Consider the following 11,943-nt stretch of genomic DNA (forward strand, 5'->3'; position numbering starts at 1 on the left):
TATGGATCTCAATGAATTGCTATCATATGAATGGGGAGCAATGATGCCTGAGTTTATTATCCTGGGTACCGCTGCACTCCTGACACTTATTGATTTATTCATGCCAAAGGAGAACGACCGCAAGATATTTGGCTGGATAGCCATCGCGGCAATAGCTTCTGCAACCATTTCGCTCGCAGGGCTGATTGATGCACCAGTTACATCAATCCTTGCTGATACTTTCAGGCTGGATTCATTTGCCAAGGCATTTAAGTTTATCCTGTTAATTGGTTCCGCACTTGTTATGCTTTTGGCTATACAGTACAACCCAAAGGATGGTTTTGAGGAATACAAGGGAGAGTTTTTCTATCTATTCCTGACAGCGCTTCTAGGGTCGATGATTATGGCTTCAAGCGGGGATTTAATCACTCTCTTCGTTGGCCTTGAAACGCTTTCCATTTCGTCTTATATCCTGGCCGGGATGCGCAAGAACCGGCTGGACTCCAATGAATCGGCAATGAAATACGTCATCAATGGCAGTATTGCAACAGCAATCACGTTATTCGGAATGAGTTATGTTTATGGATTGTCTGGTTCAACTAATTTAAGGGAAATAGCTGGGGTCCTGCAAATGGCTGCAGATTCGCAGCATATCTATTTGCTGGGAATCGCTTTCTTTATGATTTTTATAGGGCTGTCGTTCAAAATAGCGGCTGCTCCATATCATATGTGGGCTCCTGATGTTTATCAGGGCGCGCCAACACCAGTAACGGCATTCCTGAGTGTCGTTTCAAAAACTGCTGGGTTCATCATTATTATCAGGATTATGCTATCTGTTTTTGGTGTACTTGCTTCCGAAGGGCCAAACTCGATGCCGCTCCTGTTAAAATTACAGGATTATATTGCCTTCCTTGCAGGAGCAACCATGATTATTGGAAACGTCGTTGCTCTAAGGCAGCGGAATATTAAACGGCTGTTTGCATACTCAAGTATCGCTCATGCAGGTTATGTGCTCGTAGCCTTTTCTACACTAAGCTATTTCATGTTTGATGCTGTATGGTTCTATCTGCTCGCTTATGTTTTCATGAACGTTGGGGCGTTTGCCGTTATCCAGCTGATAACTGAAAAAACAGGTACAACGGACACGAAGGAGTTTGCGGGTCTTTATAAGAAAGCTCCGCTTCTCGCTGTTGCTTTTGGTATCCTGATTCTATCCTTGGCGGGATTCCCTGGAACAGCAGGCTTCATTGGCAAGGTGAATATATTTATGAGCACCTTCGTCGACCCGGTAAATCCGCATTATGTACTGGCTTCTGTGATGATCGCCACAACAGTGGTTTCATATGTTTACTATTTCGGAATTTTAACGCAGATGTTCTTCCGGCCTGCCCAGGATGAATCTGCTATAAAAACTCCGGTTGTATTGTCTATTGCAATTGCAATAGCTGTTGCAGGAAGCGTCCTGTTCGGTCTGCTTCCGAATGTAGCGCTCGACTTCCTGCATGAATATTTTAATGGATTTAGTGATTTCCTTAGCTAGGGATGGCACAAATCTGACGGGGAGTTTCAATGAGGCCCGGATATTTAGGGGATAGCCGGGATCCCTGGTTATGGTTTTGCAATTAGAGGGTGCAGGTGCTTGGGAAACGCTTTGCACCCTGAGGTTTAACAAAAGGGGTAACAATAGGAAGGGTAACAATAGGAATGGCCGGCTCTCACATATGAGCCGGCCATTTGTGTATATTATTAGGATTCAAGTTTTCTTTTCATATAAGCCAGAAGATCTTCCCTCAATTCCGGCATTTGCAGGGCGAATTCAATAGTTGTTTCGATAAAGCCAAGTTTTTCTCCGACATCGTAACGTTTCCCCTCGAATTCATAAGCAAAGACCCGCTGAATTTCATTTAGGTTTTGAATCGCATCGGTAAGCTGGATTTCCCCGCCGGCGCCAACCTCCTGTTTATCCAGGAATATGAATATTTCCGGAGTAAGGATATAGCGGCCGATAATCGCCAAGTCGGATGGGGCAGTACCTAGCTTTGGTTTTTCGACAAACTGTCTTACCTGATAGCGGCGATTGTATTCCTCAATCGGGTCAATGATTCCGTACCGGTGAGTTTCCGATTCCGGGACGCGTTGGACCCCGATGACAGAGGAAAGAGTTTGGTCGTATTGATTCATAAGCTGCTTCAGGCATGGAACCTCTGCCTGAACAATATCGTCTCCTAATAAAACCGCGAAGGGTTCATCGCCAATAAAGTTCCTCGCACACCATACAGCATGGCCAAGGCCCCTAGGCTCCTTTTGCCGTATGTAATGAATGTCGACCATGTTGGTTGACGCTTGAACCTTCTCTAACAGATCAAATTTCTCCTTTTCAAGGAGGTTTTGCTCCAGCTCGAAAGCATGATCAAAGTGATCCTCTATCGATCGTTTGCCTTTTCCTGTTACAATAATGATATCTTCAATTCCTGAATCAATTGCCTCTTCCACGATATATTGAATGGTCGGCTTATCGACTATCGGGAGCATTTCTTTTGGCATAGCTTTTGTCGCCGGCAAAAAACGTGTACCAAGTCCAGCGGCAGGAATTATCGCTTTCCTTACTTTTTTCATAATCAATCACCTTCACAAGTTAAATTGGAACACAGAACAAATTTCTTCAAATAAATTGCGTAAAAAAATCAAATACCTACAATAGAAATAGAATGGCTATTGTTGATTATTTCATATTAAAACAAATCAGACAACTAACAGTATCCTAAAAATTCCCTTTAATGGGCATAAAGATTTTTACTGAGGAGGATTAAATGTATGATAGGTGGACTCGGAGCAGAGGCTGCTGTGGGCATTTTTACCCATCTAATTTTTATTGCATTGGCATGGTGGGCATTGCAAGCACTGAACTTTGACAAACTTTTACGAGCGGGTAGAGTGCTGCAAGCACGAATTCTTTATATCATGCTTTCAATTGTTATCGGATCGGCCGTAAGCAATTTCTTTTTGGATTATCTCCTTTTATCCCGCCAGCTTCAACATATCTTTTGAGATGCAGATAAGCTCTAGCGAATTAAATACGGTAGATATAGGGCCTTACTAATCGGATTTTTCCAATTTTAAAGGGAAACTTTACTAAACTAATCCCGTCTATATTCAGGAAGGCAGTGATTTGGATTGTTTAAAAATTGGAAAATATTTAGGTCTTCATTCATGTGTTCAAATGGAAGATTATTAAGTACAATCAAGATTGTGATTTAAAACACAATTCATGCGCCTTACAATGGGATTAAGGTTGGAGAAAACGAAGCATTCTACATTGATCTGAAAACTGGAAGTGAAAATCTGCTATCTCCAAACAGAACGAGGTAAAGCTGCGCTCCGAAATGCCGGAGGCCTTCCCAGTTAAAACGGGATATCTTTAAAATTTGTCTGAATCTATATGAAACCATCAGGTGTACATAGTAGAGGCATTGTCTAAAAGTGACGAGATTTCCCATGTATGTACCGCTCTTCCATGGCCAAAATGGTAATAAGGGAAGGGGAGCGGACGCATGAATATAAAATTAGCTTTATCATTATTTGCCATAATTGGTTTTATCGTGTTGGAACTTGGGAATAAAACGACTGTAGCTGACAGTGCACCGGATTTGATTAAACTTGCCGCTGTATTGGAAGCAGAAAGTGTAAGCTTTAAGGAGTGGTCGGTTTATTCACGGGAGTATATTGAAGTCTCCAATTCACCCGGGGAATTGGAGGAGTATGCCAAGGGATTGCAGGATATGTTCCCCGATTGGGACTGGTCCATTTCCACAAAAGGCCATACTTGGGAAGTTGCAGCAGTATCTCCACCTTCCGTCTATGGCCAGGAATACCTTCAATTAATTTCTACCCGCACACCCCAAGAGTCAAATGCGTATATAATATATAAGGTGACCGGCGGAAAATGGAATGAGGAAAGTGCTGCCTTTTTACAATCCAAGAAATTTTCGGCACGGATAAACGACATATTTCGTGGCAAGCCGTCAATTTTCTCTTGTATCGAGGGCAAGTTCAATGATAGAATAGATAAGGCTGTACCTGGAAAAGTAACTAGTATTTTGGAACGATTAAATGCCGCTGAAACCGAGGCACTCAGGGAAGATGATTTTATTTCAGTATCGGCTTTTTCACCAAATCTGCCCGATACATTTGGAAATGGCATGAATGTGCAAATCGCTGCCCGCTCGACTGGGGGAAAAGATGCAACTGTGATAATCGGCACCCCCATCATAACGGTTGAATATTAATATAGAGAACTAGGACGCGGAGGGGAATACACTTGGAAAAGATCATCGTCCGCGGCGGAAATAGGCTGAATGGAACAGTTAAGGTTGAAGGTGCCAAAAATTCTGTACTGCCTGTACTCGCTGCAACACTATTGGCAAGTGATGGAAGAAGTATAATTCGTGATGTTCCTACTCTCTCCGATGTATATACAATCAACGAAGTATTACGCAACCTAAACGCACACGTCGTTTTTAAAGATAATCAAGTTGTAGTAGATGCATCTAGAGAGTTGAATGAGGAAGCACCATTTGAGTATGTAAGGAAAATGCGTGCTTCAGTTTTAGTCATGGGCTCGCTGCTTGCGCGCAATGGCCGTGCCCGTGTGGCATTGCCTGGTGGATGCGCAATTGGCTCACGCCCGATTGACCAGCATCTTAAGGGCTTTGAAGCAATGGGAGCCAAGGTGAAGGTTGGCAATGGTTTTATTGAAGCAGAAGTTGAGGGCCGCTTGAAAGGCGCTCGAGTGTACCTGGATTTCCCAAGTGTCGGTGCAACTGAGAACATCATGATGGCAGCAACACTCGCAGAAGGCACAACAATACTTGAAAATGTTGCAAAAGAACCTGAAATTGTAGACCTTGCAAATCTCCTGAATAAAATGGGAGCAAAGGTCATCGGTGCTGGTACAGGAACGATTCGAATCGAGGGTGTAGATGTATTGTTTGGTGCAGACCACTCCATTATTCCTGACCGTATTGAAGCAGGTACATTCATGGTAGCTGCAGCAATCACAGGCGGGAACGTGCTTGTCAAAGGCGCTGTTCCAGAGCATTTGTCCTCATTGATTGCGAAAATGGAGGAAATGGGCATCACCATTATGGAAGAAGATGATGGCGTAAGGGTAATTGGCCCGGATAAGCTGAAGGCAATCGATATTAAGACAATGCCTCATCCAGGATTCCCGACAGACATGCAATCGCAAATGATGGCATTGCTGCTTCGAGCTGAAGGAACAAGTATGATTACTGAAACAGTCTTTGAAAATCGCTTTATGCATGTGGAAGAATTCCGCCGCATGAATGCCGAAATAAAGATTGAGGGACGTTCTGTCATCATTCCTGGAAAGTCAAACCTTCAGGGTGCAGAAGTAGCAGCAACCGACCTTCGCGCAGCAGCAGCTTTGATCTTAACTGGCCTGGTTGCGGACGGTGTCACGCGTGTTACGGAACTAAAGCATCTGGACCGTGGATATGTAAATTTCCATGAAAAGCTGGCAGCATTAGGTGCCGATATTGAGCGTGTTAAAGAAGTTGAGGAAGTATTTTCCGAAGAAACACAACCGCTTGTTTCCGACATGAACGCTTAATTTGAATAACTTTACAGTGTACGATCGTATACTGATTTTTAGAAAGCCAAAGGGATTTGCTGTCAGATGTCTGACAGTTACCCTTTGGCTTTTTATTTTTTCTTGAAAAATGTTGGTATTTGGTTTTTGCGCGGAAATTACAGAAAAACTTAAGTTGAACTATTCAAGTTTCTTTATATTGTAACAATATTGATGAGGGCATCTTGATAAAATGGGTTAGAGAGGTGAGTGCCCATGACGAATTTTTTTATTAAACTAAAATCTGCTTTATTTACTACTTTGGCCCTTGGAATCATTACACTTTTAATACCTGGTTTCCTTTCAGGTTCTGTTGGATCGACTATATTTGTTTTTGGTATTATGCTGCTTATAGCGATGATTGGCAATATGGTTGTGGCAATTCCAGTATCCTATTTGTCTGATTTCCTTACAAAAAGGCTCGGTGCTTTTCAGTTCCCAGCTGCAGGTTTAATCCATATTGCTGTAGGTCTCTCACCTGTATTTTTTATTGATGAAGTGGCCTTCTACTCAATTGCTTCTGCCTTCCTATTCTTCCTTTTTACAGAATGGCAGCAGGCGGGTTGGAAGATTAGATATAATTGGAAGCCAGTGGTTTCTTTCATAAGTGTCGGAGTTTTTACGGCTGCGGCGATTGTTTCCGTTCCGGGCATTGTCAATAAGTTTCAAGAGCGGACACATAATGCTTATTTGATTCCAAAAGGTTTTGAAGGCGAAATTAAGGTAGTTCATGACATAAAAAACGCACCACTGGAAAAAACAAGTGATGGATATGACATCATTACTATTAATGAATCCGGTTACGGCCTCTCTGCGGAACCACTGGACAGTTCCTTAATAGAGGACAAATATTATTTTGTTGATGAAAGCGGAAATAAAGAGGAAATAGAGAAACTCTGTATCTCTGTTGGTGATAGGAAAGCTATCGGCGGAGATGGCTATGAATACACCTATGAAACCTTGTATGTTACCTCAAATAAATGCGGTCAGGTATTCCGTGAAAATGGGAAAAAGTATTTTGGTGAAAAACTGCAAATAGAGGAAATCCTCTTTAAAGAAGGACTTGCAGAAATGACTGACTATGGATATTCCATCCATCCCCAAAACTAGCAAATACGCGTCTGCCAAATACTTGGCAGGCGCTTTTTTGTCCATAGAGTCTGTATAAAGCAATCTTGTAAAAGAGAAACAGTGAAATGGAAAACCTTAACCTTTAGTCATATCTGCTTGTCCACCTCCATATGTTTTAATGAAGCGCAGCCGGTTGTGGCCGGCCGTTTACTTTTCAACTGGAGGCTCTTATATGAAAAACGCAAAACCATTCATCGCACTAGCATCCTTCCTTCTTGCAGTTACGCTCATCATACCAGCATTGCTCGTCCTCCCTTATAAGGGTGATCAGGCTAGCGGCAAACTGGGTGAAGACTTGCGGCAGGCTCCAACTGAGAAGGCAAATGAACGTTCAGCAGATGCTGTAGTAGAAGTCGCAGTATACCGGACCGCCCAGCAAAAAATTGAAAAGCTGACTCTCAATAAGTACCTTGAAGGCGTCGTAGCAGCCGAAATGCCGGCGGAGTTTGAGGAAGAGGCGTTAAAAGCGCAGGCTTTGACAGCCAGAACCTATATAGTCCAACAGCTATTAACGAAGGAAAAACTTGGCCTTCCAGAAGGGGCACAGGTGACTGATACTGAAATCCACCAGGTATTCAAAAGTGATGAAGAGCTAAAGCGGCCTAAACCCATAGGGTGGGGTGCGGATTATAAGTGGAAAAAGAAGAAGATCAAGGATGCAGTCCGGGCAACGGATGGGCAAATCCTTACCTATAATGGCAAGGCGATTGATGCCACATTTTTTTCAACTAGCAATGGCTATACGGAGAATTCAGAAGACTATTGGAAAAATACTGTACCGTATTTAAGGAGCGTAGAAAGTCCATGGGACAAAAAATCTCCAAAATACAAAAACCAAATAACTATTTCTGTTCAGGATTTTGAAAGTAAGCTTGGGGTACAGATTGGAAACTCCGAGACAATTGGGGTTATTAAAGAACGGACGGCAGGGAACCGGGTTGGAACAGTAGATTTCAATGGGAAAACTCTTACTGGAAGGGAAATACGTGATGAGCTTGACCTAAGATCCTCTGACTTTTCCTGGGAGAGACGCGGTAATGAAATTATCATAACTACCCGGGGCTTTGGCCATGGAGTCGGTATGAGCCAGTACGGAGCTAATGGTATGGCAGCTGAAGGCAAAACATATAAAGAAATTGTTAAATATTATTATAAAGGAATCGATATCAGCAAGGCAGATGGACTTCTTGCTACTATTACTGCAGGCAAATAACAATGAGGCCGGCTCCCGATAAAAGGGCCGGCCTTTTGTGTATAAAAAAAGCTGAACCAATGAGTTATTCCTATTAGCGCTATAAATAGGAGTGGAGTCTTCCGCTACCTGGCCCAACAGCATTCCTCCACTTCTCAAGTAGCCTTGCAAGCCTCTGGAATTTCCCCTTGAACATTGCCCCGTTAACAAAATAATAAACAACCAGAATCCCGGCAACGTCCTTGAAGAGGTCAAACAGCGACGCCGACCGATACGGGTAGAAGGATTGGTGAATTTCGTCCGTGAGCCCATAGAGAGCCGCTACAGCAGCGAGAGCCATGTTCACACGAGTAGTGAACTTCTTTTTAGTGGTGAGAAATGCAAGTACAAGCAACCCGTATAGAATCGCGAACTCTATCAAATGAAGAGATTCCTTTATGGTGCGGTCGATTTTTGAATCAGGGAGCTCTACGAAGTGGTTGCTGGGCAGGCTGGACATCGTCCAGATCAAAACCATATAGATGAAAGGCAGCAGCCGTGCCGTCCATTTGACAAATTTCAAGAAAAATCACCCTTTCATGCATAAAACGGAAATTAGATACAAAAAATAAACCAAAAATTTTTCATGCCATGTATATAATTCTACCAATGTGTTCAGAATGATTGCTGAGGTGATGATAATGAGAGAGGAAGAAAAAAAGCAATCTTCTCAAGGAGTCAAACGCTTTTTCAAAAAGCGCTGGGTATTACCCACAGTTTACATTCTTAGTGCAGCCATCATTCTGACAGGTGTTCTTTGGTACCAGAACAGCGGCGACTCAGCAGACAAATACGATTACAAATCGACTGATCTCGCCAAAAAGCAAGTCGATGAACCATCCTTAGAAGTCAACAAGTCTATGGAAACCATCTCAATGCCGGTTGGCAACGAGGAACAGGCGGTTGTTAAAAAGAAGTTCTATGACAACGCCGCCAGCGAAAAGGAACAGGAAGCAGCACTGGTAGTCTACAACAATACCTACGTCCAAAATACAGGCATTGATATTGCCATGAAGGATGGCTCCGCGTTTGATGTGCTTGCAGCACTAAGCGGCACAGTTACAAGAGTAGAGGAAGATGCTCTGCTTGGCAACTGGATTGAAGTCCAGCATGACACTGGTATTGTAACACACTATCAATCCGTTAAAGACATTAAAGTCCAAGTTGGAGATACTGTAGACAAAGGTGACGTACTTGCAACAGCAGGCCAAAGTCTGCTGAATGAAAAAGCTGGCGTCCATGTCCACTTTGAAATCCGTAAGGACGGTGTGGCGGTCAATCCAGAAAATTTCTTTGACAAGACGCTAAGTGCGCTCCAACAAGAACAAGTTGGCGGGCAAGAAGCAGTTGACGAGAAGGAAGCTGTTGAGGAAGAAAGCAATAGCCAAACACCAGCTGATGAACAAGGTACTGAGGAAGGAGCAGATGAATCCTCTAACCAGCCAGCTGATGATTCATCCGAAAAAGCTCCAGCAGATGATTCAACCGAGGAATCTGGAGACAACTCAAATTCATAATCCAGTATTTGAAGAGAGGGGCAGCCCTCTCTTTTTTTTATGAAGATTATACCCTCTTGCCGCCCGCAAAATGGGATATTATCAACTTCCCCGAGAACCTTATAGGATATTGGAAGAGAAGAAATAGCAAGGCATTGAACACTGAATCATTAGCCTTTCGAAACATATATTGGTAAAATGGGGGAAACAGCAGAGGGGGACAAGTGATGAAGAAGCTGATAGGTTTGCTTATTGGTGTAGCCCTGATGGCAAGCATGGCTGGATGTACAGAACAGCCGCAGCCTGCAGACCGTTTTTCCAGTTACATTGATTTATGGAACAAACAGGATTTTGACGGAATGTATAATTATTTGTCCTCTGAGACACGGGACGAAATCAGTAAAAAGGAATTTACGGAGCGGTATAAAAAGATATATGGAGACCTGCAAATTAATGATTTGAAAATAAGCTTTAAAAAGCCAAAGGAAGACAAACAAGCTGAAAAAGAACAGGCCACATACAGCTTTACAGCTAAAATGGATAGTATCGCGGGCCCGATAGAATTCGGACATGATGCTTTTCTTGTCAAAGAAACCCGGAACGATAAAGAGAATTGGTATATTGATTGGAATACGAGTTACATATTCCCGCAGATGGAGAAGACGGATAAGATTTCGCTTGCCACACAAACACCGGCACGGGGGGAGATTTATGATCGGAACGGGCAGCAGCTTGCCACTACAGGATTGGTCTTAGAAGTTGGACTCGTTCCTAAAGATATGGAAGGGAAAGAAAAAGAGATGATTTCCCAGGTGGCAAAGCTTTTAAATATGCCGGAGGAAAGCATTGAGAAAGCGGTAGGTGCCGAATGGGTGAAACCGGAATATTTTGTCCCGCTTAAAAAGGTTTCAGAGAATGATAAAGCCCTAATAGATAAATTAATAGAGCTCGAACCGGTCCAGACCAAAAGGGTTGAATCGAGGATATACCCATATGGGGAAGCGGCCGCCCATTTGGTTGGCTATATTGGCAAGGTGACAGCGGAAGATTTGGAGAAGCGGGAAGGCAAAGGCTACTCAAGCAATGATTTTATTGGAAAGAGCGGACTCGAAGAGCAATTTGAAGAGCAGCTTAGGGGGCAGCCCGGTGTCCAAATCGTTATCGTTGATGAAGCCGGGAACAAGGAAGTGCTGGCTGAAAAGCGGGTTGTGAACGGTCAGCACGTTAAGCTGACCATCGATGCTGAATTACAGGTAAAGATAGCGGCGAAAATGAAAAAAGAGGCAGGAGCGGCGATTGCGATTCATCCGAAAACCGGAGAAACATTGGCGCTCGTCAGTTCGCCTTCCTTTGACCCAAATCAAATTGTATTTGGAATGTCGGGGCCTGAATGGAAGAAGCTAAGCGAAGATCCCAAGCAGCCCTTGAATGCGAGATTCAATGATAGGTATGCACCGGGATCAGTCATTAAGCCGATTGTCGCCGGAGCAGCATTAACTGCTGGCGAACTTGACCCGAAAGCAAAGATGAATGTGAAAGGACTCAAGTGGCAAAAAGATCCATCCTGGGGTGGCTATTTTGTCACAAGGGTAAGCGAAGCCTCCAATGTTGATCTTGAAAAGGCACTTGTGTATTCCGATAATATTTATTTTGCTCAGACATCTCTAAAGCTTGGCAAGGACAAATTTTCCGAGGTTCTTAAGAAATTTGCATTTGGCGAGGAAATCAGTTATCCATTTCCACTTGAAACATCACAAACGGGTTCGCTCGATACAGACATCCTTTTGGCGGATGCAGGCTATGGCCAGGGACAGCTTGAAATGAATATCGTTCATCTGGCATCAAGCTACACGCCGTTCCTGAACAAGGGGAACTTGATCAAGCCAATCCTATTGCTGGATGATGAAAAAGGTCAGGTGTTAAAACAAGAGGCGATTAGTGCAGAAGCCGCCTCAACAGTTGGGCCAATTCTGAGGAAAGTTGTTTCGGACCCAGGCGGGACAGCGCGAATTGCGGAAATCAAGGGATATCCTTTATCAGGAAAGACCGGAACTGCTGAAATCAAGGAAAGCCAGGGGGAAACCGGAAAGGAAAACGGCTGGTTTGTTGCATATAACGCCGAGGCGGGGGATATGCTAGTTGCAATGGTTGTCGAAGGCGTCCAGAAACGCGGCGGCTCCAGCATACCGGTCAAGATGGTGAAAAGTATATTTGAAGATATGAAGTAATAGTTTGAAGGCTGGATAAGAGATTCCAGCCTTTTATTTGATATTAGAACCACTTTTCAGGAAACAGGATGAATTCATAAGGTCTACTAATTCGTCCGGGTCATTAATAGAGTTGGACGAAACAGGTTCTTAGAAGGTAATAAGCAAAAAACCCATTATTTGGTTGACGGGTAATCGTATCCCTTACTCAATTTTAGGTACGTTAGTTCAATCTTCATTTAAGCCTGA

The 11,943-nt window shown here is 43.4% G+C and carries 10 protein-coding genes; 8 read left to right on the forward strand and 2 right to left on the reverse strand.

Annotation, left to right across the window (positions count from 1 at the left end):
* Nucleotide 1: 1 nt before the first annotated feature.
* Complete coding sequence (nuoN, locus tag AM500_RS02100) at nucleotides 2–1,519, forward strand: NADH-quinone oxidoreductase subunit NuoN (protein WP_053597719.1); 1,518 nt, start codon at nucleotides 2–4, stop codon at nucleotides 1,517–1,519.
* 206 nt (nucleotides 1,520–1,725) lie between these two features.
* Here the strand turns inward: nuoN and galU are convergent, their stop codons facing one another.
* Nucleotides 1,726–2,595, reverse strand: coding sequence for a UTP--glucose-1-phosphate uridylyltransferase GalU (galU, locus tag AM500_RS02105; protein ID WP_053597720.1), 870 nt, complete (start codon nucleotides 2,593–2,595; stop codon nucleotides 1,726–1,728).
* Between the two features lie 198 nt (nucleotides 2,596–2,793).
* Between galU and AM500_RS02110 the strand changes: the two genes are divergently transcribed.
* From AM500_RS02110 to spoIID, 5 genes are all read left to right on the forward strand, one after another.
* The gene (locus AM500_RS02110; RefSeq protein ID WP_053597721.1) at nucleotides 2,794–3,027 is read left to right on the forward strand and encodes a DUF1146 family protein; all 234 of its coding nucleotides are present in this window, start codon (nucleotides 2,794–2,796) and stop codon (nucleotides 3,025–3,027) included.
* Nucleotides 3,028–3,530: 503 nt separating this feature from the next.
* Complete coding sequence (locus AM500_RS02115) at nucleotides 3,531–4,265, forward strand: YwmB family TATA-box binding protein (RefSeq protein ID WP_053597722.1); 735 nt, start codon at nucleotides 3,531–3,533, stop codon at nucleotides 4,263–4,265.
* A gap of 32 nt (nucleotides 4,266–4,297) precedes the next feature.
* Entirely contained in the window at nucleotides 4,298–5,611 is a 1,314-nt protein-coding gene (gene murA, locus AM500_RS02120; protein WP_053597723.1) for a UDP-N-acetylglucosamine 1-carboxyvinyltransferase, read from the forward strand.
* A 234-nt stretch (nucleotides 5,612–5,845) separates the two neighbouring features.
* Nucleotides 5,846–6,739, forward strand: a complete 894-nt coding sequence (locus AM500_RS02125; protein WP_053597724.1) for a DUF6843 domain-containing protein — start codon at nucleotides 5,846–5,848, stop codon at nucleotides 6,737–6,739.
* Between the two features lie 193 nt (nucleotides 6,740–6,932).
* Complete coding sequence (gene spoIID, locus AM500_RS02130) at nucleotides 6,933–7,973, forward strand: stage II sporulation protein D (protein WP_053597725.1); 1,041 nt, start codon at nucleotides 6,933–6,935, stop codon at nucleotides 7,971–7,973.
* A gap of 79 nt (nucleotides 7,974–8,052) precedes the next feature.
* Here spoIID and AM500_RS02135 read toward each other — a convergent pair whose 3' ends face one another.
* Nucleotides 8,053–8,514, reverse strand: coding sequence for a VanZ family protein (locus AM500_RS02135; RefSeq protein WP_331457404.1), 462 nt, complete (start codon nucleotides 8,512–8,514; stop codon nucleotides 8,053–8,055).
* A gap of 118 nt (nucleotides 8,515–8,632) precedes the next feature.
* Between AM500_RS02135 and AM500_RS02140 the strand changes: the two genes are divergently transcribed.
* Complete coding sequence (locus AM500_RS02140) at nucleotides 8,633–9,508, forward strand: stage II sporulation protein SpoIIQ (protein ID WP_053597726.1); 876 nt, start codon at nucleotides 8,633–8,635, stop codon at nucleotides 9,506–9,508.
* 206 nt (nucleotides 9,509–9,714) lie between these two features.
* Complete coding sequence (locus AM500_RS02145) at nucleotides 9,715–11,715, forward strand: penicillin-binding transpeptidase domain-containing protein (protein WP_053597727.1); 2,001 nt, start codon at nucleotides 9,715–9,717, stop codon at nucleotides 11,713–11,715.
* The last annotated feature ends 228 nt before the right edge of the window (nucleotides 11,716–11,943 follow it).

The organism is Bacillus sp. FJAT-18017 (assembly GCF_001278805.1).
Taxonomy (GTDB): Bacteria; Bacillota; Bacilli; order Bacillales; family Cytobacillaceae; genus Bacillus_D.

Bases quoted from the DNA above. Each gene is read 5' to 3' on its own strand.
- spoIID (WP_053597725.1), top strand. From the start codon at position 6,933: ATGAAAAACGCAAAACCATTCATCGCACTAGCATCCTTCCTTCTTGCA.
- galU (WP_053597720.1), bottom strand. From the start codon at position 2,595: ATGAAAAAAGTAAGGAAAGCGATAATTCCTGCCGCTGGACTTGGTACA.
- AM500_RS02110 (WP_053597721.1), top strand. From the start codon at position 2,794: ATGATAGGTGGACTCGGAGCAGAGGCTGCTGTGGGCATTTTTACCCAT.
- AM500_RS02140 (WP_053597726.1), top strand. From the start codon at position 8,633: ATGAGAGAGGAAGAAAAAAAGCAATCTTCTCAAGGAGTCAAACGCTTT.
- AM500_RS02145 (WP_053597727.1), top strand. From the start codon at position 9,715: ATGAAGAAGCTGATAGGTTTGCTTATTGGTGTAGCCCTGATGGCAAGC.
- nuoN (WP_053597719.1), top strand. From the start codon at position 2: ATGGATCTCAATGAATTGCTATCATATGAATGGGGAGCAATGATGCCT.
- AM500_RS02115 (WP_053597722.1), top strand. From the start codon at position 3,531: ATGAATATAAAATTAGCTTTATCATTATTTGCCATAATTGGTTTTATC.
- AM500_RS02125 (WP_053597724.1), top strand. From the start codon at position 5,846: ATGACGAATTTTTTTATTAAACTAAAATCTGCTTTATTTACTACTTTG.